Here is a 19,355-nt window from a genome sequence, read left to right as displayed (position 1 = left end):
GGACGCGGACGTGGATGCGGGCCCGGTGGTCACAGACCGGATTCCGGGGTCCGGACCAGGATCACGCCGCACTCCTCGCAGTGGACGATCTCGTCGGACGCCGCGGCCCGCAGCTCGGACAGCGCGGTGCGGTCGAGCTCGAGGCGGCAGGCCTGGCACCGGCGCTGCAGCAGCGGCGCCGCCCCGACACCCTGCTGGGCACGGCGGCGCTCGTAGGCGGCGAGCAGGTCGGCCGGCAGCGTCGCGACGACCTCCTCGCGGTCGCGGCGGCGCCCGGCCTCCCCGGCGTCGATGTCGGCCAGCGCGGTGTCGCGGCGCTCGCTGATCACGGTGAGGTCGCGCTCGGCTGCGTCCAGGGAGACCCGGGCGTGCTGGAGATGGCCCTCCAGGGCCTCGCGCCGCTCCATCACCTCCAGCTGCTCGTCCTCCAGGACGGACTGGCGGCGGGCGAGTGTCTCCAGCTCGTGCTGCAGCTCCGCGGCCTGCTTCGCACCGACGCCGGAACCGGCGAGCAGCGTGTTGTCGCGGTCGGTGCGGGCGCGGACCCCGTCGACGTCCCGCTCGAGGCGCCGGATGTCGCGGTCGAGGTCGCCCGCATCGGTCTCGGCCTCCACGACGGCGTCCTTGGCGGCGCGCACGGCCGCCTCGGCCGCGGTGAGCTCGGCGTGCTCGGGGAGCGAGGTCCGGCGGTGCGCGAGCCGCGTCAGCTCGGTGTCGACGCCGGCCAGGTCGAGCAGGCGCCGCTGGACGGCCGCTTCGGCTTTCATCGGGAACTCCCCCTCTGCTCATCCTTCTCGGGTGCGGCGACGGTCCACGGGTCGGTGCGTCGCCGCGAGACGCGGACCTCGACGCTACCGCCCAGCGCCGCGCGGACCACCCCCGCCGCCTGCGCGCACCACGGCCACTCCGACGCCCAGTGCGCCACGTCGACCAGGGCCGGGGTCGGGCGCCCGGGCCCGGTGCCCGCGAGCAGGTGCTCCGAGGCCGGGTGGTGGCGCAGGTCGGCGGTGACGTAGGCGTCCACACCGGCCGCGACCGCGGCGCCGAGCGCCGAGTCCCCCGCCCCGCCGCACACGGCGACGCGCTCGACCGGCCGGTCCGCCTCGCCCGCCGCCCGCACCCCCCACGCGGTCGGGGGCAGCGCGGCCGCGACCCGTTCGGTGAACGTGCGCAGCGACTCCGCCGCCGGCAGCGTCCCGACCCGACCCAGGCCCCGCGACGACGGGATCTCGGCCAGCTCCAGCACGTCGAAGGCCGGTTCCTCGTACGGGTGGGCGGCGCGCAGCGCCGCCACGACCTGCGGGCGGATGCGGCGCGGGAGCACCATCTCCAGGCGGGTCTCGGCCACCCGCTCCAGCCGCCCGACCGAGCCGATCGTGGGGTGCGCGCCGTCGAGCGGCCGGAACTGCCCGGTGCCTGCGGTGGCGAACGAGCAGTGGCTGTAGTCGCCGATGTGGCCGGCGCCCGCGGCCGACAGCGCGTCGTGCACCGCGGTGATGGCGGGCCCGACCGGGATGAAGGTGACGATCTTGTCCAGTGCCGGTCCCGGGGCGCCGACCAGCGGACCGGTGACCGCCAGCCCGATGGCCTCGGCGAGCGCGTCGGACACGCCGGGGTCGGCCGAGTCCGCGTTGGTGTGCGCGGTGAACAGCGCCGTGCCGCCGCGGATCAACCGGTGCACCAGAGCGCCCTTGGGCGTGTCGGCCCCGACGCCGTGCACCCCACGCAGCAGCAGCGGGTGGTGCGTGACCAGCAGCTGCGCGCCGAGCTCGGCGGCCTCGGCGACCGTCTCGGGCACCGGGTCCACGGCGAACAGGACGCGCGTGACGGGCTCGTCGGGGTCGCCGCAGACCAGCCCGACGGCGTCCCACTCGGCGGCCAGCGCCGGCGGGTAGGCGTCCTCCAGAACGGCGATCACATCGGCGACGGTGCTCACGACGCCCCTCCCGAGTGCAGCATGGCCACCTTCACGCCATCCCGTTGCGTGAAGGTGGCCTTGCTGCAGTCGGCGAGGGCGACAGCCAGGGCCTCCGAAAGCCGGGCCACCTGCGCGGCCGGGCGCACGGCCACCCGGATGTGGTCGGCGTCCAGGCCCGGGAAGGTGTCGCCGCGGCGGACGGCGATGCCTGCGGCGCGGAGCTCGGCGCGGACCCGCTCGCCGTGGCCATCGGGCAGCCGCAGCAGCAGATAGGGGGCGACGCCGGGCAGCACCGTCACGCCGTCGACGGCGGCGAGCGCGGCGGCCTGTTCGGCGCGCAGCACGGCGAGCCTGCGGGCCGACTCCGCGGCCTCCGCCACGGCGGCGGGCTCGCAGCACGCGATGACGGCCTCCAGCGCGGGCGTGGACACCGGCCACGGCGGGCGGGGCCGGGCGAGGCGTGCCAGCAGCTCCGGCGGGCCGAGCGCGTAGCCGGCGCGCAGGCCCGCGAGCGCCCAGGTCTTGGTGAGGCTGCGGAACACCAGCACGTCGGCGTCCCCGGCGAGGGTCTCGGGCTCGCCGGGTACCGCGTCGGCGAACGCCTCGTCGACGAGCAGCACCCGGCCCGGGGCGCGCAGCGCGCGGACCTCGGCGGCGGGGTGCAGCACGCCGGTCGGGTTGGTGGGGTTGCCGATCACCACGAGATCGGCGTCGGGTGGGACCGAACCCGGGAGCAGCCGGCCCGCTCCGTCGGTGAACACGCGCACGACCGGCACCCCGGCGTCGCGCAGCGCGGCCTCCGGCTCGGTGAACCCGGGGTGCAGCACCGCGGCGAGGCGCGGACGCAGCCCCGGGAGCAGCGCGAAACCCTCCGCGCTGCCCGCCAGCACGAGCACCTCGTCGGGACGCCGCCCGTGCCGGCGTGCCACCGCCTCCCGCGCGGCGCGGTCGTGCACGGCGCCCGGATAGCGGCCCAGATCGTCGAGCACCGCGGCGATCCGCTCCCGCAACCAGGGCGGCGGGCCGCTGCCCTGCACGTTCACCGCGAAGTCCAGCAGGCCCGGCTCGGCGTCGAGGTCGCCGTGGTGGCGCAGCGCGGCGTGGTCCATGCCCGAACCCTACGGAGCGGGAGCCGGGAGGGCAGGGCAGACCGGCCGGGATGGAAGCGCCGACGGAGGAGGCCCAGGGTCAGACGGAGGCCCGGGGCGGGTAGAAACAGCACCGTGCCATCGATCGTCTTCGTCTGTACCGGCAACATCTGCCGCTCCCCCATCGCCGAGAAGGTGTTCGCCCACGAGCTGGAGCGCGCCGGGCTGGCCGACGGGGTGAACGTCACCAGCGCGGGCACCGGGGGCTGGCACGTCGGCGGTCCGGCCGACGACCGCGCGGTCGCGCTGCTGCGCGCCGAGGGCTACGCGCACGACCACGTGGCGCGCCAGGTCGACGCCGAGCAGCTCGGTGCCGACCTGATCGTCGCCCTCGACGACTCGCACCGTCGCGACCTGCAGCGCCTGGTGCCCGAACGCGACCGCGTGCGGCTGCTGCGCTCGTTCGACCCGGCCGCGCCGGAGGGCGCCGGGGTGCCCGACCCGTACTACGGCGAGGAGGACGGGTTCGCCGAGGTGCTCGCGATGGTGCGCGCGGCGGTCCCGGGGCTGCTGGACTGGGTGCGCGAGCGGAGGTAGGAGTGTCCCGGATCCGGGGCACTCGACCCGTCCGGGCGGAGACGGTCGGGCCCGATCGTCCGATTCTGCGACAGTCCCCACCCCCGCGACGTCGTTAGCGTCGGCTCGCGGAGCCGACGCCGGGACGACGAGGTGCCCGGGCGGCCGCCGAGCGGGCGGAGACACGATGAAGGCACTGGTCTATCACGGTCCTGGCAAGAAGGCCTGGGAGGACGTCCCGGACGCCACGATCCAGGATCCGACCGACGTGGTGGTGCGTGTGGACACCACCACGATCTGCGGTACCGACCTGCACATCCTGCAGGGTGACGTGGCCGCGGTGACCGACGGCCGGATCCTCGGCCACGAGGCCGTCGGCACGGTCACCGAGGTCGGGGAGGCGGTGAAGGGCTTCGCGGTGGGCGACCGCGTGCTCGTCCCGGCCATCACCAAGTGCGGCCGCTGCGAGTACTGCCAGCGCGGCATCCCGTCGCACTGCCAGACCGTCGGCGGCATCGGCTGGATCTTCGGGCACCTCATCGACGGCACCCAGGCCGAGTCGGTCCGCGTGCCCTACGCCGACACCTCGCTCTACACCGTGCCCGACAGCGTCACCAACGAGCAGGCGATCTTCCTCGCCGACTCGCTGCCCACCGGGTACGAAGTCGGCGTGCTCGCCGGCAACGTCCGGCCCGGGGACACGGTGGCCGTGGTCGGCGCGGGCGCGGTCGGCCTGTCGGCGATCCTCACGACCGGTCTGTGGGGCGCCGCGAAGGTGATCGCGGTGGACACCAACAAGTTCCGGCTGGAGAAGGCCCTGGAGTTCGGCGCCACCGACGCCGTGGAGGTCGGGCCGGGCACCGTGGCCGACGTCATCGCGCTCACCGACGGGCTGGGCGTCGACGTCTCCATCGAGGCCGTCGGCTACCCGGAGACGCTGCTGACGGCCGCGTCGCTGGTACGTCCCGGCGGCACGATCGCCAACATCGGCGTGCACGGCACGCCCGTCGAGCTGCCGATGCAGGACATGTGGATCCAGAACGTCACGATGACGATGGGCCTGGTGGACACCGTCTCGATCCCCACGCTGCTCAAGATGGTGGCCAGCGGCCGGATCCCGGCCGAGAAGATGGGCACCCACACGTTCACCTTCGACCAGATGGACGAGGCCTACGACGTGTTCAAGAACGCCGCGGCCAACTCCGCCCTGAAGGTGATCATCAACCCGAGCTGACGGCGCGCTCGGAGTTGCCGCAGGGCCACCTTCACGCAGCCTGGTTGCGTGAAGGTGGCCTTGCCGCAGGTCGGGCCCACCGCGCCCGGGATCAGGCGATGTAGCTGATACCGAACGCGTCGATCTTGCGGTAGAGCGAGGACCGGGCGATGCCCAGCATCGCGGCGGCCTTGTACCGGTTGCCGCCGGACTCGTAGAGCGCCTGGATGATCGCGTCGCACTGGGCGGACTCCAGCATCGACAGCTTGCGCTGCCGGCCCTGGAAGCACAGCGGCGGCAGGTCCGGCGGCTGGATCTCCCCCACCGGCTTGTGCGCGACGACGTAGCGCAGCACGTCCTCCAGCTCACTGATGTTGCCCGGCCACGCGTACCCCTCCAGCACCCGCACGACCTGCAGGCTCAGCCGCAGCGAGCGGCGCCCGGCCAGCGTGCGCAGGATCGACAGGGCGATGTCGCCGATCTCGTCGAGCCGGTGCCGCAGCGCCGGCACCCGGGTGATCTCGTGGAAGTGCCGCAGCAGCAGGCCGTAGGGGCGGGTGGCGTCGACGGCCGGGGTGTCGACGCAGCCCACCACCCGCGGCGGTGCGGCCAGCACCACGAGCGGGCGCAGGGCCTCGTCGAGCCGGCGGGCCCCCACCGCCGTGAGGGTGTTGAGACCGGCCAGCAGGACCAGCTGCGGGCGGTCGTCGACCAGCGGACCCAGGCCGGCCCCCGACTCGGCCCCGAACGAGGCGCAGTCGACGGTGGTCACCCGGCCGTGCGGGTAGGCCTGGCGGAACTGCCCGAGCACCAGCTGGCGCTTGCCCACCCCCGGCTCGCCGATGAGCAGCTGCGACCGGCCCCGGCTCAGCGTGGCCGCCACCTCGTGCCGGGCCCGGAGGTACGGCGTGAGCAGCTCCCGGTTGGCGCGGATCCGGGCGGCGGCGTGCGCGCGGCGGGCCGATCCGCGCAGGTCCTGCGCGTAGTCGCGGCGGGCCGTCGGCGCCACGTGCGAGCCCTGGCGACGCACCGACTCCGGCTGCTCGGCGGCCCGGGGCGCCCCGGCCGGACCCCCGGCGAGCACCGTGCCGACCTGGTGGCCGCCCAGGTGCACCCGCTCGGTGGCCACCTCCGCGCAGCTCCCCGACGGCAGGTCGACGTGGGTGTCGGCCTCCTCCTCGCAGGCCAGCGCGGCGAGCAGCAGGTCGCTGAGCACCCGCTGGTCCGCCCCGTCGAGCCGGCGCACCGCGGGGTTGGTGAGGACGAACTGGCCGTCGGTGGCCAGCACCCACTCGCCGGGCGCGGCCACGCAGCGGCCGCGGAACACGTCCAGGACCGCCCGGGCCCGGCGGTCCGGTTCGCCCGCGACCCGGTCGGAGATCCGCTCGGCGAGCAGCCGGGCCAGCGGCAGCGCCATCGTCGTGGCCCGCGACTCGTGGCCGAGCACCGAGACGACGCCACAGGTCCCCGTCCCGTCGACGACGGGCGCGGCGGCCTCGGCCAGGAACTGCAGCCGGGAGTGGTAGTGCTCGGGCCCGCTGACCGCGGCGCCCTGCTGCTCGTGCAGCGCCACCGACGCGGCGGTGGTGCCCACGGCCCGTTCGGAGAACCCGTAGCCCGGCACCAGGAGCACGCCGTCGAGCAGCGTGCCCAGCGCCGGGTCCGCGTCGCGGCGCGACCGCACCACCCCGGCGGCGTCGAGCAGGACCAGCGAGCAGTCGGCATCGGGGTTCGCGGTGCGGAACTCGTCGAAGACCTCCTCGCCGCAGACCACCAGGGGTGGCGCGTCGCGGTGGTGGCCGAGGAAGCGGGCGGTGATCCGGTCCGGGTCGACGTCGTGGTCCTGGGACCGCTGCCAGGAGGCCAGCACCTCGGGGCGCACGTCGTCACGACCGGCCAGGTTCCATCCGGCGGTGAGGAACGAGCGGCGCGCCGCCTCGATCTCGACGGTCCGGGCCACCGTCGGAGCATAGGTCGCCGCGCCCGCCCCGCCAGGGGTGTCACCGGACCGGACCAGCGCCCCGCACGCGCGACTCGCGCGCACTCACACCCCGACTCGCGCGCACTCAGGCCCCGACTCGCGGGGTGGGGGGTCTCAGGTCGTGGCGAGGAGATCGGTCAGGGAGTCCTGCAGGGCCGTGGCGAGGACGTCCACGTCGGGCATGGCGTCGCGGTCGGCGGTGAGGCCGTAGTGCATCGCCCCGTCGTAGGAGGTGACCCCGACCGCGACGGCCTGGCCACCGCCGAGCGGGACGACCGGGAACATGTCGAGCATCCGGGCCCCGTGCGCGTAGAGCGGGCGGGGCGGGCCGGGCACGTTGGTGACCAGGACGTTGTAGAGCCGGCTGGAGTACTGGCCGGCCAGCCGGGCTCCGAGGCTGTGCACGATCGGCGGGGCCAGTCCCACCAGCCCGACCAGCCGGGCCGCCCCCACCGCACGCCCGCCGCGCTTGTGCGCCTCCATCGCGCCGCGGACCGCCGTGAGCCGGGCCACCGGGTCCTCCTCGGCCACCGGGAGGTCCACGAAGTACGCCGAGATCTTGTTGCCCTCGCCGCCCGACGAGCCCGCGCGCGCCCGCACGCTCACCGGCACCAGCGCGCGCACCGCCGTGCCGCGGGTCAGCGGCTCGCCCCGGGAGATCATCCAGTGCCGCAGCGCCCCTGCGACGACGGCCAGCACCACGTCGTTGACGGTGCCGCCGTGCGCCTTGCGGACCGCCCGGTGCCCGGAGAGCGGCAACCGTGCCGTGCCGTAGCGGCGCTGCGTGCCGGTGGCCGCGTTGAGCGGGTGCACCGGCCGGGTGCCGGCCGCGGTGCGTCCGGTGTCGAACACGGCGTCGACGGTGCGGCCGAGCGCCGAGACCGCGGAGCCGACGTCGCCCAGGATCCGCCCGGTCACCTCCACGACCGCGGCGGGACGGCGCAGCGACTCCAGCACCGCGGACGCGGCGAGCTCCACCGCCCAGGGCTCGCGGGCGGGCGCCCACTCGTCGGCGGGGGTGTCGCGGGGCTCGGGGGTGAGGTCGAGCAGCACCGACCCGACGTCCATGGACGCCAGCCCGTCGACCATCGCGTGGTGGGTCTTGGTGACCACCGCCAGCCGGCCGTCGGCCAGCCCCTCGACGAGGTAGATCTCCCACAGCGGACGCGCGCGGTCCAGCCGCCGTGACAGCAGCCGCCCGACCAGCTCGCGCAGCACCTCCTCGGTGCCCGGGGCCGCCAGCGCCGAGCGCCGCACGTGGTAGTCCAGGTCGAAGTCCGGGTCGTCGACCCACACGGGCAGCCCGAGGCGGCCCGGCACCTCCCGCACCTTCTGCCGGTAGCGCGGCACCAGCCCGAGCCGGCGCCCGATCAGCGCGACGAGCGCGTCGACGTCGAAATCCGGGCCCGGCTCGAACGTCATCACCGCACCGACCGTCATGGCCGCCGTGTCGGCCTCGGCGAACAGGAACGACGCGTCCAGCGGGGAGAGTCTGTCGGGCACCTGCGATGCCTACCAGCCGCGTGGCTACCAGCCCCTCAGGGGGAACCCCGACCGACCGTCGGCGTGCACGCGCTCGCCCAGCACCTGGTGCAGCTGGATGTTGTCACGCTCGAACCCGAGCCGGCACGCCGCCATGTAGAGCCGCCACACCCGCGCCTTGCCGATGCCCACCTCGGCCACCGCCTCGTCCCAGTGCGCCTCCAGGTTCGCGCCCCAGCCGGCGAGGGTGCGGGCGTAGTGCTCGCGGAAGTTCTCCTCGTGGCGGACCTCGAACCCGGCGTCGTTCATCACCGAGATGATGTGGCCGACGGCGTGCAGCTCCCCGTCCGGGAAGATGTAGCGGTTGATGAACGGGTCGAGCTTCTTGGTCATCGTGCGCGGCTCGGTGATGCAGTGGTTGAGCAGCCGCCCCCCGGGACGCAGCCGCGCGTGCAGCGAGGAGAAGTACGAGGGCAGCTGCGAGCGGCCGATGTGCTCGGTCAGCCCGATCGAGCTGATCGCGTCGAAGTGCGACTCGGGCGCGTCGCGGTAGTCGCAGTGCCGCACCTCGGCGAGCCCGCCGAGGCCGCGGCGGGTGATCTCGGCCTGTGCCCACGCCGCCTGGTTGGCCGACAGGGTCACACCGAGGGCCTTGACGCCGTGCTCGGCCGCGGCGTGCATGACCATGCCGCCCCAGCCGCAGCCCACGTCGAGCAGGCGCATCCCCGGCTCCAGCGCCAGCTTCTGCGCCACCAGCTCGTGCTTCTCGCGCTGCGCCTGCTCCAGCGTGGCCTTGTCGCTCGGGTACACCGCGCAGGTGTAGGCCATCGACGGGCCCAGCACCCACTCATAGAAGGTGTTGGAGACGTCGTAGTGGTGCGAGATGACCTGGCGGTCCCGGGACTTCGAGTGCAGGCGCCCGCGCGGGACGTACTCGAACTCCGGCGGTGGCATCCGGTGCCGCAGCCACAGCGGGACCAGCTGGCGGGCGAGGCGGGCCCGCTGGGCGGGCGGGATGTTGTGCAGGATGACGTCGGGCATCGCGGCGAGGACGCTGTAGAGCTCGCCCTCGACCTCGATCTCCCCCGTGACGTACGCGCGGGCCAGCCCCAGCGTGCCGGGTGCGGACACGAGCCGGGCCATGGCCCTCGGGGAGGTGATCCGCAGCGCGGCCTCGGCGCTGTCGGGACCCGCCTTGCTGCCGTCGTACCCGATGATCCGCACCGGCACGTCCGGTCCGACGACACCTGCGATGATCTCTGCGACCTGCATCATGTCCTCCCCGTCACCTTGCTGTAGAGATCCGGCAGCCGCCCGTCCGGGTCGTAGCGCTCCTTGAGCAACCGGTAGGCGGGCCCGTTGTAGTGCTCCCAGAACTCAGGCTCGTCGTAGTGCACCGTCGAGTACAGCGACTTGTGGCCGCCCAGCTCCGCCACCAGCTCCTCGACCCGCCGGTTGTGGCCCTCCGGGTCACCGGGGATCTCCGGCACCGTCGACCAGAACCCGACGTTGACGTACAGCTCGTCGGCCGCCATCGGGTAGAGCGGCCACGTGGACCGTCCCCGCAGCCGCAGCGGGCACAGCCACACCGGCTCGATCCCGACGTCGCGCTGGAACGCGTCGAGGAACTCCGGCAGTCGGTCCACGGGTATCTCGACGTCCTGGATCACCGGCTCCTCCTGTGGCTGTCGCAGGAGGGTGCGTACCCGGCCGGAGAACCGCGTACGCCGGTCGAGCGCCACGATCCGCCGGTACACGTCGGAGCGGCGCAGCCGACCCGGCCAGATCCGGCGGACCAGCGGGTGCTGCGCGCCCAGTGCCGCCGAGCACCAGAACCAGTCGGTGTCCCAGCGCCACAGGTAGTCGTGGACCGTCAGGTAATCGACGGTCCGCTCGCGCACCGACCGGTAGAACACCTGCTGGCCCGTGTAGTCGCTCACCGGGCCGGGGTCGTCGGTGAAGTACCCCAGCGTCAGGTACTGCTCGTCGCGGGTGAAGACCACGCCGTCGACGAAGTCCGCGTCGCTCGCACACGCCTCCCGGATCACCGCGGCCAGCTCACCGGTCGGCACCCTCCGGTGCTCGAGGCGGACGTGAGTCGCCACCGGCTGCAGGTCGATCACCAGGCGCAGCGCGTAGCCGAGCGTGGCGTAGGAATTCGCGAAGCCGGCGAACAGGTCCGCGTGCTCGCCGTCGGGGGTGACCGTGACCAGGTCGCCCCCCGGCAGCAGCACGTCCATCTCGCGCACCGACTCGTGCGGCAGCCCGTGCCGGAACGACGTGGACTCGATGCCCAGGCCCGTCACCGCGCCACCGAGGGTGATCGTCTTGAGCTGGGGCACGACCAGCGGCATCAGGCCGTGCGCGAGCGTGACGTCGACGAGGTGCTCGTAGGTGGCCATGCCCTGCACCTGGGCGGTACGCGTGACCGGGTCGACCTCGATGACCCCGGTGAACGGGGTCGTGTCGAGCCGCCGCGCCTGCGCGGGCCCGGCGCCGAAGCGGAACAGGTTGGAGGTCTTCTTGCCCAGTCGCACCCGCTCCCCCGCGGGCACGGCCCGGTACTGCGCGACGAGCTCGGCCACGGCCGCGTCGTGCACGGCGCGCGGGACGGTCGGCGGAGCAGGTACCCCCACAGCGGTCATGGTCAGCGACGCTAGTACCCCGATCGCGGGCTGCCCACCCTGTCGGTGAGGGCTGTTTCATCACACCCCGTCGGGGCGGGGTGTGATGGTGGCGCGACCGCGGTGGTGGCCGTCGTGCTCGGCGGTCCGGGACCGCGCGGCGGGCGGGGACCGTGCGGCCGGCGGGGACGCACCGCCCGTTCCGGGCGTCGATCACCGGCGGGGCCGGCCGCGCGCATCCGTGATCATCGGTTCGGAACCGGCAGGCGTGGCGGACACGCCCCGCCGTTCCCCGACGACGATCACCACCACCACACCCCCGGCCGCCTGCCGATCCCGGGTGTCGACCATCGACCGGAGACGGCCACGGACACCACATGATCACCGGCTCGGAACCGGCAGGCGTCTCGGACACGCCCCACCGTCCCGAACGCCGATCAGCCTCGCCGCACCCCGAGCACTGCCGCCTCGGGCATCGACCATCGACCCGGACGACGGCCAGCACCACATGATCACCGGCTCGGAACCGGCAGGCGTGGCGGACACGCCCCGGCGTTCCCGAACGCCGATCACCGTCGCCGCACCCCGGATACTGCCCACCTACCCGGCGCGGCCCCGGCGCGACCGGCGCGACGCGGCCGGCCCGACCCGGCCCAGCCCGGCGCGGCCCGGCCAGCCCGGCCCGGCCCGGTCCGGCCCGGGGACACCCGATCCGGTCAGGCGCGGCGGCCGCGGCCGCGCACCAGCGCGGGCAGGGCCTGCATGCCGGTGGTCGGCTGGAACGCCTCTGCGGCCGCGGTGAGGGCGGAGTGCTCGTCCGCGGTCAGCACGATGTCGGCCGCTGCCGCGTTGCTCTCCACCTGAGCCACGCTCGACGCCCCCGGGATCGCCACCACGTTCGGGAAGTGCACCACCCAGGCCAGCGCGATCTGGGCGGGCGAGGCGTCGTGCGCGCTGCCGATGTCGCGCAGCGTGTTGAGCAGCGGCCCGGCCGCGTTCAGGTTCTCCGGGAGGAACATCGCGTTGGTGGCCCGGATGCCGCCGCTGGGGCGGTGCCCCGCGTCGTAGCGCCCCGACAGCAGGCCCTGCGCCAGCGGGCTCCAGGCCATCACGACGTGCCCGGTGCGCCGGGCCCAGGGCAACATCTCCGCCAACGGCCCGCGCGAGACGAGGCTCAGCTGCACCTGGTTCGACAGCACCCGGCCCCCCGCGCCCCCGGCGTCGGCGCTCCTGCCCGCGAGCGACGCCTCGGCTCGCTTCCAGCGCGTCAGCGAGTAGTTCGACACCCCCACCTCGTCGATCACGCCGACGTCGCGCAACGCCGTCATCCCGCGCATCGTGGTGGCGTCGGAGACGACCGGGTTGGGCTGGTGGACCTGGTAGAGGTCGATCCGCCGGACGCCCAGCCGCTGCGCGCTGGCCACGCCGCGCTGCTGGACGATCGCCGCGGTCGGCAGCACCGGGAAGATCTTGGACGCCACGACGACGTCCTCGGTGCCGCCGCTGTCGCGCAGCGCCGCTCCCAGGATGCGCTCGCTGCGCCCGAAGCCGTACACCTCGGCGGTGTCGAACACGGTGATCCCCAGCTCCCGGGCCCGGGCGACGATCCGCGCGGCTTCCCGGTCGGCGTAGTCGGAGCCGTAGCCCCACTCGCGGGACCCGAACTGCCAGGTGCCCAGCCCGATCACGGAGTACGGCTTCGCGGTGGCGATGTCGACGTGGCGCATGCCCCCAGTCATACCGGGTGGGCCGGCGCCGCGCGCGCCGCGCCCGACCGCTCCTCGCGCGCCCAGCTGCGCCTCGCGCACCCAGCTGCGCCTCGCGCACCCAGCTGCGCCTCGCGCACCCAGCTGCGCCTCGCGCACCCAGCCGCGCCTCGCGCGCTGCCCGCGGCGCGCAGGGCGCCGGCGAGCGCGCGAACGCGCGCCCGCCGGGCGGTCGTGGCCGGGTCAGGCCTCCGCGGGCGGGCCACCGCGGCCGGCCGGGGTGGCGTGGTCGGTGAGGAAGCGGTCGAGGTGGGTCCAGGTGCTCGTGCGGGCGCGGCGCCCGGTGAGGACGCCCAGGTGACCGCCGGGGGCGGGGTGGAAGCGCACCTCGGGCGAGCCCGTCAGCAGTCCCGCGACCCGCTCCACGGCCGCGAGCGGCGCGATCACGTCGTTCTCCCCGCCCACCACCAGAACCGGCACCCCGATCTCCTTGAGCGCGATCGTGCGCCCGGCGAGGTCGATGGTGCCCTCGGCGAGATCGTTGCTGCGCAGCAGCAGGTGGTAGATCTGGCCGAACACGCGGCCGGGGTAGCCGTGCATGTTGTTCATCAGGTGGTCGACGGCCTCGATCTGGGCCAGGCAGTCACGGTCGTCCAGGCGCGAGAGGATCGTGAGGGGTTTGGTGAGCAGCTTGTCGACCGCGGTGAGCTGGAAGATCCAGCTCACCACCGGCGCGGGGAAACTCCCGATCGCCTGGTAGACCACCGAGAGCCCGTGGCCGCCGGTGAGCTCGGCGAGGGGGCGCAGCGGCGCGACCAGCGGCACCGCCGCGATGTCCACCGGGCTGCCGATCACCGTGAGGCTGTGCACGGGCAGCGCGGGATCGGCTGCAGCGGCGAGCATGCAGAAGATGCCGCCGAGCGACCAGCCCAGCAGGTCGACGCCCTCGGCCCCGCTGTCGGCGCAGGTGTCGCGCACGGCCCGCGGCACGACGTCGTCCACCCAGTGCTCCATGCCCAGTCGCCGGTCGGCGAACGTGATCCGCCCGTAGGCGACGAGGTACACGGTGCGCCCGGCCGTGACCAGGTGCTCGACGAGCGAGCAGCCGCGGCGCAGGTCGTAGGCGAAGTCGGGCGCCCCCAGCGGTGGGACCAGGAGCACGGGGGGCGCGTCGAGCGGCTGCACGCCGGGCGCGGGGTCGTAGCGGTAGAGGACCGCGTCGGGCGAGCCGACCAGCGCCGTGCGCGGCATCCGCGTGAGATCGGCGACGCCGCCGTGCACCGCCTTGTCCACGACGTTGGACGCCACGGACGGGACCCACCCCACGATGCTCACGGCGCGACGATAGCGAAGTTACTTGCGGGTATGTGACACTTCCGCCCATGCAGCGCGACATCTTCGACGCCGAGCACGACGCGTTCCGCGACCTGGCCCGCACCTTCGTCGCGAAGGAGGTGACGCCCTTCCACGAGCAGTGGGAGTCCGACGGTCAGGTCAGCCGCGAGGTGTGGCTCGCCGCGGGCGCGGCGGGCCTGCTGGGCACCGACGTCCCCGAGGAGTACGGCGGCGGCGGGGTCGAGGACTTCCGCTACAACGCCGTGCTGCTCGAGGAGCTGTCCTACGCCGGGGCCTCGGGCATCGGCTTCCCGCTGCAGAACGACGTGGTCGCCCCCTACCTGCTGCGGCTGGCCAGCGACGAGCAGAAGCAGCGCTGGCTGCCCGGCTTCTGCTCGGGCGCGACCATCACCGCCATCGCGATGACCGAGCCCGGCACGGGCAGCGACCTGCAGGGCATCCAGACCACGGCCCGGCAGGACGCCGACGGCGACTGGATCCTCAACGGCTCCAAGACCTTCATCACCAACGGCATCCTCGCCGACCTCGTCATCGTGGTCGCGAAGACCGACACCGACGCCGGCAGCCGCGGCTTCAGCCTGCTCGTCGTCGAGCGCGGGATGGAGGGGTTCGAGCGCGGCAGGCGGCTGGACAAGGTCGGGATGAAGGCGCAGGACACCGCGGAGCTGTCGTTCACCGACGTCCGCGTGCCGAAGGAGAACGTGCTCGGCGAGCTCGGCCAGGGCTTCGTCTACCTCATGCAGAACCTCGCGCAGGAGCGGCTTTCGATCGCCGTCGGCTCGGTCGCGGGCGCGGCGGCGGCGCTGCAGCACACGCTGGAGTACACCAAGGAGCGCACGGCGTTCGGCAAGCCGGTGTCGGCGTTCCAGAACACCCGCTTCGAGCTGGCCGAGATGGACACCGAGGTCACGATCACGCAGGTGTTCGTGGACCGCTGCCTGTCCGAGCACGTGGCGGGCAGGCTGTCGATCCCCGACGCCGCGAAGGCCAAGTGGTGGGCGTCGGACGTGCTCAAGCGCGTGGTGGACCGCTGCGTGCAGCTGCACGGCGGGTACGGCTACATGCTGGAGTACCCGATCGCGAAGGCGTTCGTGGACTCCCGGGTGCAGTCGATCTACGGCGGGACCAACGAGATCATGAAGGAGATCATCGGCCGGTCCCTGACCAGCTGAGGATCAGCGGGCGGCGCAGATCCGCTCGATCTCCGCGACCGCGGCCAGGATGCGGGCCGCGTCGAGCTGCACGGCGGTGCCGGCGGGGTCGCCGTCCGGGCCGACCAGCTCCCGTCCCTGGGCGTCGAGGTCGTCGATGGCGGCGACGATCTCGTCCTGCGCGGCCTGCAGCTCGGGGTCGCGCACCCCCGGCGTCGACGCCACCTGACGCGTGTCGAACAGCACCAGCGCGAGCGCGGCCGGGAGCACCGGCATCCGTTCCAGCGACTCCGCGGTGCGGCGCACGAGCGATTCGCCACCGGTGTACTGCGCGCACACCACGTCCTCCGGGACGGGGGCGGCGGACGGGGCTGGGGACGCGGTGGGCCCGGCGGGCCCCGGAGCGGCGCACCCGGCGAGCACCGCCACCGCGGCGACGGCCCCGGCCACCCGCGCTCGCCGCCGCTGCAGCGCCGCGCCGGGATCGGCCGACCTCGCCCGCCCGGTCACGCGACCACGCTGTCCCGCACGCGGGCGCGCTCGGCGGCGACGTCGATGTCGGTGGGCGGGAACTGCGGGTCGAGGTCGACGAGGGTCTCGGTGAGGATCGAGGCGACCGCCCAGTTCCGGTACCACTTGCGGTCCGACGGCACCACGTACCACGGTGCAGCGTCGGTGTCGGTGTGCCGCAGGGCGTCGGCGTAGGCCTGCTGGTAGGCGGGCCACCTGCGGCGCGCGTCGACGTCGGCGGGGTGGTACTTCCACCGCTTCGCCGGCTCGTCGAGGCGCGCGATCAGGCGCTCGGCCTGCTCCGCGGGCGAGATGTGCAGCATGCACTTGACGATCGTGGTGCCGGCGGCCGCCAGCTCCGACTCGAACGCGACGATCTCGGCGTACCGGCCGCGCCAGACGTCCTCGGGCACCAGCGCGTCGACGCGGGCGATGAGGACGTCCTCGTAGTGCGAGCGGTCGAACACGCCGATCCGGCCCGGTCCGGGCGCCTTCGGCCGCACGCGCCACAGGAAGTGGTGGGCGCGCTCCTCGGCGGTGGGCCGCGTGAACGACGCGATCTTCACACCCTGCGGGTTGACCAGGCCTGCGACGTGGCGGATCACCCCGCCCTTGCCCGAGGTGTCCATGCCCTGCAGGACCAGCAGCACCGAGCGGTCACCCCCGCCCGACGCCTCGGCGTAGAGGGCCTCCTGGAGGGTGTCGAGCGTCGCGGCGAGATCGACCATCTGCCCGGCCGCCGCGGACTTGTCCCGGGGCCCGACGGGCCGGGCGCGGGGGTCGATCGCGGCGAGGTCGAACCCGTCGGGCACCCGCAGCGCCGCGCGCACCCCCGGGGTGGATCCGTTCCTGGCCATGATCCCCACCCTAGGCCAGGCCCGCGTCGTCAGCGGATGAGCGGGTCCGTCGCCGGGTCGTGACGAGGCAGGGCGGGATCGGTCGTCGCGGCGTCGACCGTTGCGGCCGGGGGGCCCGGGAAGTCGGGGTTCCCGGCATCCGACCCGTCGGCGTGTGGCTCTCCGGCGTCCGGCCCCTCGGGATCCGGGCCACGCGGGCCACCGCCGTCGGCCGCACCCGGTCGGTCGTGCGCGGCGGGGTCGTGCGCGGCGGCTTCCGCCGGTCCCCCCGCCCCGGTGTCCAGTGCGGCGAGGTCCAGCTCCAGCGCGAACGGCTCCTCCAGCGTCAGGACCTCGCCCGCCTCGGCGCTCGCGTACTCGTGGTAGCGGCCGCCGATGAGCATGTTGCCGGCCGCGAACGGGGCGTCGTGGTCGACGAGCAGGGCGTAGGGGATGCGGCTGCCCGCGTAGAGCTGCGGCTTGAACCAGCGGTCGGCCACGCCGTTGCCCCGGCCGACGACGTCGATCACGAGCAGCGCCACCGAGCTGTCCCGCACCGGCCCGACCCGGCCTGCCGGCTCGTCACCTGCGGTGTCCGGCCCGGGACGCGCGGAGATCACCAGGTCGGGGACGAGGATCCGGCCGGGCGACAGGCGCAGCGCCGTCGGGCCGTCGACCACCAGCCCGGCCGGCAGGGCCGCTTCCACCGCGGCCCGGACGGCGGCGACGGCACGGTCGTGCCCGCCGTCGGTGGTGGGCGCGACGAGCAGGCTCCCGTCCACGAGCTCCACGCGGCGGTCCCCGGGCAACGCCAGGTAGGCGTCCTCGGTCCAGGCCCCCTCGTGGGCCAGCGCCGGGTGCGCCGGTCCGGCCTCGGATGTGGCCATCAGCGGCTCCTCATCGGTCGTCGCGGCGCCATGGTGGCACACCCCGACCGCACCGTGCGGGTGACGGTGACGGAGCGCGATCGGCGGGCCGCCCGGTCAGCCGACCGGTCGGGCCCCGATCGGCACGACCAGCGGCGTCCCGGCCACCGGGTCGGCGATGACGCGGGCGTCGAGGCCGAACACCTCGCGCAGCAGGTCCTCGGTGATGACCTCCTGCGGCGGGCCGCAGGCGACGATCCGGCCGTCGCGCATGGCCACCAGCCGGTCGGCGTAGCGGGCGGCCAGGTTGAGGTCGTGCAGCACCATGACGACGGTGCGCCCGGCCTCGGTGTGCAGGCGGTGCACGAGGTCGAGCACGTCGACCTGGTGGGCGAGGTCGAGGAAGGTGGTGGGCTCGTCGAGCAGCAGCAGGTCGGTGCCCTGGGCCAGCGCCATCGAGATCCAGGCCCGCTGGCGCTGCCCCCCGGAGAGCTCGTCGACCGGGCGCTCGGCGAGGTCGAGCATCCCCGTCCACTCCAGGGCCTGGTGGACGGCCTCCTCGTCGTCGCTGGACCACTGCCGGTACCAGGCCTGGTGCGGGTGCCGGCCGCGGGCCACCAGGTCGGCGACCGTGAGCCCCTCGGGCGCGATCGGCGCCTGCGGGAGCACGCCGAGGACGGTGGCGACCTCGCGGGTGGCCATCCTGTCGATGCGCTTGCCGTCCAGCAGCACGTGCCCCGAGCTGGGCCGCAGCAACCGGCCCAGCGCCCGCAGCAGCGTCGACTTGCCGCAGCCGTTGGGTCCGATGACCGCGGTGACCGTGCCGGCGACGACGTCGAGGTCCAGCCCGTCGACGACGGTCCGGTCGCCGTATCCCAGGCTGACCCGGTCGGCCCGCAGCCGGACGACGTCGACCGCGGGAGGGACGGTTGCGGGGGGGACGATGGTCGTCATGCGCGGGCCTCCCGGCCTTGTCGGGCGAGCAGGTAGAGCAGGTAGGGCGCGCCCAGGACGGCGGTGACGATCCCGACGGGCAGCGGCGACGCGAACGCGGTGCGGGCCACGACGTCGGAGACGACGGTGAGCGCCGCCCCCACCAGCAGCGACGCCGCGATGGGCGGCCGGGCCGCACCGACGAGCCGCTGCGCGATCTGCGGGGCGACCAGCGCCACGAACGCGATGGGACCCGCCGAGGAGGTGGCGACGGCGGCCAGCCCGACCGCGACCAGCAGCAGCGCGGTGCGCGCCCGGTCCACCCGCAGGCCCAGGCCGCGCGCGGTGTCGTCGCCGAACTGGAGCGCGGCGAGCGAGTGGGCGAGCACGAGCGCGGCGGGCACCAGCACGACCAGCGCCAGGCCGACCGGCACGACGTGCTCCCAGCCGCGGGCGTTGAGGCTGCCGGTGAGCCAGACGGTGGCCCGGGCGGCCTCGTAGATCTCGGCGACGACGAGCAGCCACTGCACGACCGCCAGCAGCATCGCGTTGATGCCGATGCCGACCAGCACCAGCCGGTATCCCTGGATCCCGCGCCGCCACGCGAGCCCGTAGATGACGAACGCCGTGACCAGGCCGCCGATCAGCGCGGCGATCGGCAGCCCGACCGAGGCCAGGAAACCGCCGACGACCCCGAAGCCGCCGCCGAGCACGATCACGAACACCGCCGTGGCGCTGGCGCCCATCGTGATGCCGATGATGTCCGGGCTGGCCAGGGGGTTGCGGGCGATGGACTGGGTGATCGCCCCCGACACGGCGAGCGCGCCCCCGACGAGCGCACCGGTGAGCGACTGGGGCAGGCGCAGGTCGAGCACGATGAACTGCTGCCCGCGGTCGCCGCCGCCCAGCAGCACGGAGGCCACCTCGGCGATGCTGATCGGGAAGTCGCCGCGGCCGATGTTGACGACCAGGGCGGCGAGCAGCAGCAGCGCGGTCCCCACCAGCACCGCGACCGTGCGCGGGCGCCACACCACGGAGAACCGGCCCCGCCGCAGGGCCGGGCGGCCGGGTACGCGGACGGGAGGCCGCTCGATCGCGCTCACCATCGTCGCGTC

Annotated in this window: 17 protein-coding genes; 3 read left to right on the top strand and 14 right to left on the bottom strand. The window is 74.5% G+C overall.

Annotated features, from left to right (window positions below; translation table 11 throughout):
- Window positions 1-29: 29 nt before the first annotated feature.
- From Q1K26_RS05400 to cobC, 3 genes are read right to left on the bottom strand one after another with little or no spacing between them, the layout of a single operon-like run.
- The gene (locus Q1K26_RS05400; protein ID WP_300008055.1) at window positions 30-767 is read right to left on the bottom strand and encodes a C4-type zinc ribbon domain-containing protein; all 738 of its coding nucleotides are present in this window, start codon (window positions 765-767) and stop codon (window positions 30-32) included.
- Window positions 764-1,936 carry a Nif3-like dinuclear metal center hexameric protein gene (locus Q1K26_RS05395; protein ID WP_300008054.1) on the bottom strand — a complete coding sequence of 391 codons (1,173 nt, stop codon included), beginning with the start codon at window positions 1,934-1,936 and terminating at the stop codon, window positions 764-766. The genes Q1K26_RS05400 and Q1K26_RS05395 overlap by 4 nt, the downstream gene beginning before the upstream one ends.
- Window positions 1,933-3,027 carry an Rv2231c family pyridoxal phosphate-dependent protein CobC gene (cobC, locus tag Q1K26_RS05390; protein WP_300008053.1) on the bottom strand — a complete coding sequence of 365 codons (1,095 nt, stop codon included), beginning with the start codon at window positions 3,025-3,027 and terminating at the stop codon, window positions 1,933-1,935. Before cobC ends, Q1K26_RS05395 begins: the two co-directional genes overlap by 4 nt.
- A gap of 114 nt (window positions 3,028-3,141) precedes the next feature.
- On the opposite strand from cobC, the gene Q1K26_RS05385 reads away from it, so the two are divergent.
- On the top strand, window positions 3,142-3,603 hold the full coding sequence (locus Q1K26_RS05385; protein WP_300008052.1) for a low molecular weight protein-tyrosine-phosphatase: 462 nt from the start codon (window positions 3,142-3,144) through the stop codon (window positions 3,601-3,603).
- A 166-nt stretch (window positions 3,604-3,769) separates the two neighbouring features.
- Window positions 3,770-4,816, top strand: a complete 1,047-nt coding sequence (locus Q1K26_RS05380) for an alcohol dehydrogenase catalytic domain-containing protein (RefSeq protein ID WP_300008051.1) — start codon at window positions 3,770-3,772, stop codon at window positions 4,814-4,816.
- A 91-nt stretch (window positions 4,817-4,907) separates the two neighbouring features.
- On the opposite strand, the gene Q1K26_RS05375 is transcribed toward Q1K26_RS05380, so the two are convergent.
- The 6 genes from Q1K26_RS05375 to Q1K26_RS05350 form a co-directional block, all read right to left on the bottom strand.
- Complete coding sequence (locus tag Q1K26_RS05375; protein ID WP_300008050.1) at window positions 4,908-6,755, bottom strand: helix-turn-helix domain-containing protein; 1,848 nt, start codon at window positions 6,753-6,755, stop codon at window positions 4,908-4,910.
- 135 nt (window positions 6,756-6,890) lie between these two features.
- On the bottom strand, window positions 6,891-8,279 hold the full coding sequence (locus Q1K26_RS05370) for a wax ester/triacylglycerol synthase family O-acyltransferase (protein WP_300008049.1): 1,389 nt from the start codon (window positions 8,277-8,279) through the stop codon (window positions 6,891-6,893).
- Between the two features lie 24 nt (window positions 8,280-8,303).
- Window positions 8,304-9,530 (bottom strand): cyclopropane-fatty-acyl-phospholipid synthase family protein, encoded by a 1,227-nt coding sequence (locus tag Q1K26_RS05365; protein ID WP_300008090.1) that lies wholly within the window; start codon window positions 9,528-9,530, stop codon window positions 8,304-8,306.
- Entirely contained in the window at window positions 9,530-10,903 is a 1,374-nt protein-coding gene (locus tag Q1K26_RS05360) for an FAD-binding oxidoreductase (RefSeq protein WP_300008047.1), read from the bottom strand. The genes Q1K26_RS05365 and Q1K26_RS05360 overlap by 1 nt, the downstream gene beginning before the upstream one ends.
- Window positions 10,904-11,598: 695 nt before the next feature.
- Complete coding sequence (locus Q1K26_RS05355; RefSeq protein ID WP_300008045.1) at window positions 11,599-12,609, bottom strand: aldo/keto reductase; 1,011 nt, start codon at window positions 12,607-12,609, stop codon at window positions 11,599-11,601.
- Between the two features lie 222 nt (window positions 12,610-12,831).
- On the bottom strand, window positions 12,832-13,914 hold the full coding sequence (locus Q1K26_RS05350) for an alpha/beta hydrolase (RefSeq protein ID WP_300008088.1): 1,083 nt from the start codon (window positions 13,912-13,914) through the stop codon (window positions 12,832-12,834).
- Window positions 13,915-13,970: 56 nt separating this feature from the next.
- Here Q1K26_RS05350 and Q1K26_RS05345 point away from each other — a divergent pair, with 56 nt between their 5' ends.
- The gene (locus Q1K26_RS05345; protein ID WP_300008044.1) at window positions 13,971-15,116 is read left to right on the top strand and encodes an acyl-CoA dehydrogenase family protein; all 1,146 of its coding nucleotides are present in this window, start codon (window positions 13,971-13,973) and stop codon (window positions 15,114-15,116) included.
- A 3-nt stretch (window positions 15,117-15,119) separates the two neighbouring features.
- On the opposite strand, the gene Q1K26_RS05340 is transcribed toward Q1K26_RS05345, so the two are convergent.
- The 5 genes from Q1K26_RS05340 to Q1K26_RS05320 all read right to left on the bottom strand — a co-directional run bounded on the left by Q1K26_RS05340 (window position 15,120) and on the right by Q1K26_RS05320 (window position 19,346).
- Window positions 15,120-15,605 carry a hypothetical protein gene (locus tag Q1K26_RS05340; RefSeq protein ID WP_300008043.1) on the bottom strand — a complete coding sequence of 162 codons (486 nt, stop codon included), beginning with the start codon at window positions 15,603-15,605 and terminating at the stop codon, window positions 15,120-15,122.
- On the bottom strand, window positions 15,602-16,462 hold the full coding sequence (locus Q1K26_RS05335) for a PPK2 family polyphosphate kinase (protein ID WP_300008042.1): 861 nt from the start codon (window positions 16,460-16,462) through the stop codon (window positions 15,602-15,604). The genes Q1K26_RS05340 and Q1K26_RS05335 overlap by 4 nt, the downstream gene beginning before the upstream one ends.
- Before the next feature lie 29 nt (window positions 16,463-16,491).
- Window positions 16,492-17,328 (bottom strand): Uma2 family endonuclease, encoded by an 837-nt coding sequence (locus tag Q1K26_RS05330; protein WP_300008041.1) that lies wholly within the window; start codon window positions 17,326-17,328, stop codon window positions 16,492-16,494.
- Between the two features lie 96 nt (window positions 17,329-17,424).
- Window positions 17,425-18,261: an ABC transporter ATP-binding protein gene (locus Q1K26_RS05325; protein WP_300008040.1), complete on the bottom strand. Its 837-nt coding sequence runs from the start codon at window positions 18,259-18,261 to the stop codon at window positions 17,425-17,427.
- On the bottom strand, window positions 18,258-19,346 hold the full coding sequence (locus tag Q1K26_RS05320) for an iron chelate uptake ABC transporter family permease subunit (RefSeq protein WP_300008039.1): 1,089 nt from the start codon (window positions 19,344-19,346) through the stop codon (window positions 18,258-18,260). Before Q1K26_RS05320 ends, Q1K26_RS05325 begins: the two co-directional genes overlap by 4 nt.
- Between the last annotated feature and the right edge of the window lie 9 nt (window positions 19,347-19,355).

The organism is Pseudonocardia sp. (assembly GCF_029263155.1).
In the GTDB taxonomy this organism is placed as follows: Bacteria; Actinomycetota; Actinomycetes; order Mycobacteriales; family Pseudonocardiaceae; genus Pseudonocardia.
The sequence above is the reverse complement of the archived record's forward strand: the minus strand, read 5'-3'. Positions and strand labels throughout refer to the sequence as shown.

What these genes read in the sequence shown, in the direction of transcription:
- Q1K26_RS05380 (WP_300008051.1), top strand. Translation starts at nt 3,770, where the DNA reads ATGAAGGCACTGGTCTATCACGGTCCTGGCAAGAAGGCCTGGGAGGAC.
- Q1K26_RS05325 (WP_300008040.1), bottom strand. Translation starts at nt 18,261, where the DNA reads ATGACGACCATCGTCCCCCCCGCAACCGTCCCTCCCGCGGTCGACGTC.
- Q1K26_RS05400 (WP_300008055.1), bottom strand. Translation starts at nt 767, where the DNA reads ATGAAAGCCGAAGCGGCCGTCCAGCGGCGCCTGCTCGACCTGGCCGGC.
- Q1K26_RS05345 (WP_300008044.1), top strand. Translation starts at nt 13,971, where the DNA reads ATGCAGCGCGACATCTTCGACGCCGAGCACGACGCGTTCCGCGACCTG.
- Q1K26_RS05365 (WP_300008090.1), bottom strand. Translation starts at nt 9,530, where the DNA reads ATGCAGGTCGCAGAGATCATCGCAGGTGTCGTCGGACCGGACGTGCCG.
- Q1K26_RS05335 (WP_300008042.1), bottom strand. Translation starts at nt 16,462, where the DNA reads ATGGCCAGGAACGGATCCACCCCGGGGGTGCGCGCGGCGCTGCGGGTG.
- Q1K26_RS05330 (WP_300008041.1), bottom strand. Translation starts at nt 17,328, where the DNA reads ATGGCCACATCCGAGGCCGGACCGGCGCACCCGGCGCTGGCCCACGAG.
- cobC (WP_300008053.1), bottom strand. Translation starts at nt 3,027, where the DNA reads ATGGACCACGCCGCGCTGCGCCACCACGGCGACCTCGACGCCGAGCCG.
- Q1K26_RS05355 (WP_300008045.1), bottom strand. Translation starts at nt 12,609, where the DNA reads ATGCGCCACGTCGACATCGCCACCGCGAAGCCGTACTCCGTGATCGGG.
- Q1K26_RS05320 (WP_300008039.1), bottom strand. Translation starts at nt 19,346, where the DNA reads ATGGTGAGCGCGATCGAGCGGCCTCCCGTCCGCGTACCCGGCCGCCCG.
- Q1K26_RS05360 (WP_300008047.1), bottom strand. Translation starts at nt 10,903, where the DNA reads ATGACCGCTGTGGGGGTACCTGCTCCGCCGACCGTCCCGCGCGCCGTG.